This is a genomic window from Campylobacter sp. BCW_6464, assembly GCF_001762775.1.
GTDB lineage: Bacteria > Campylobacterota > Campylobacteria > Campylobacterales > Campylobacteraceae > Campylobacter_D > Campylobacter_D jejuni.
Genome location: NZ_MJXM01000031.1, coordinates 1 through 1,190, shown reverse-complemented (window position 1 = coordinate 1,190; position 1,190 = coordinate 1). Strand labels below are relative to the sequence as shown.

The 1,190-nt window shown below is 34.8% G+C and carries 1 protein-coding gene; it reads left to right on the top strand.

Annotated elements, in window-relative coordinates:
* Nucleotides 1-6: 6 nt before the first annotated feature.
* A partial coding sequence (locus tag AJ885_RS02050; protein WP_070280659.1) for a phage tail sheath family protein occupies nt 7-1,190 on the top strand: 1,184 nt, incomplete at its 3' end.

Genomic DNA, 1,190 nt, shown 5'->3' with positions numbered 1-1,190 from the left:
TGAATAATGGCAGCAAATTATGGAGTTAATTTTAATATCAGCAATGGTGCAGCAAGTCCTATTAAAGTGCAAAGTGATACGCCTATTGGTATTGCTGGGGCTATAAAAGGTGCAAGTAAAGAAATGATTTACACAAAGGCTGGTTATGAAAGCGTGGATAGCTTTCCAATCTTTGCCTTTTCAAATGTAAGCAAAGCAAAAGAATTTGTAAACGATTTAATCAAAGAAAATAACTTACAAGATTTTAGACTTTTAGATACTTTAGAATGTATCAATCTACAAAATGTTTCTAATGTCATAATTATCAGCTTTTTTGAAGAAAGCGAGGAAAGTGAAAACACTTTAACCCATATTGTTAATGCCATAGAAGCCTTTAAAAAAGCCAAGCATAAAACAGGCTTTAGCCCTGATTTAATCATTGCTCCTTATTACTCACATGAAGCAGGAGTAAAGGCTAAGCTTGAAAGTGTGGCAAGTTCTATGAATATCACAGCTATTGTGGATCTTTACGCTACAAATGTTGGCGAAGCTATTAATACAATGGAGGCTTTTAGCTCTAAAAGATTAATTGCCACTTGGCCACAGGTTCAAATCCTAAATACAAGGGGATCTTATGCTTATGTTCCACAATCTCCTATCATCGCAGGTTTAATAGCTCATACAGATGGGGATAAAGAATATGGCTTTAGTGATTCTTACTCAAATAGAGTGATGAATGGGGTTACTGGCACAGAACATTTTATAGAGTTTATCAATGGCTTTGATTGTGATGCAGAAAGATTAAGAAATGCTCACATTTCAACTTGTATTTTAGGTGAAGGTTATCGCTCTTGGGGTGGGGAAACTAGCCATGAAGATACGATTTGGCAAGATTTAGCTCGTGTAAGAACCTTTGATCGTATAGCCCTAGCAGGACAAAAAGCAGCTTTTAAGGCTATTGATAAAAAAGCAAGTGAATTATATTTTATAAAAATCAGCATTGAAGAATTGCTAAGAGATTTAAAAGGAGCTAAGGTTTTAATTGGCTATGAGGTAAGCTGGGATGAAGAAAGAAACACAGATGCCAATGTGAGTGCTGGTAAGTTTTATCTAAATATAAAAATGATGAATAATCCAATCGTTAAACAAATCACTTTAGAGTTCATCTACTCTGATGAATGGGCGAGTGATTTGATTAAAACTATTAGTGC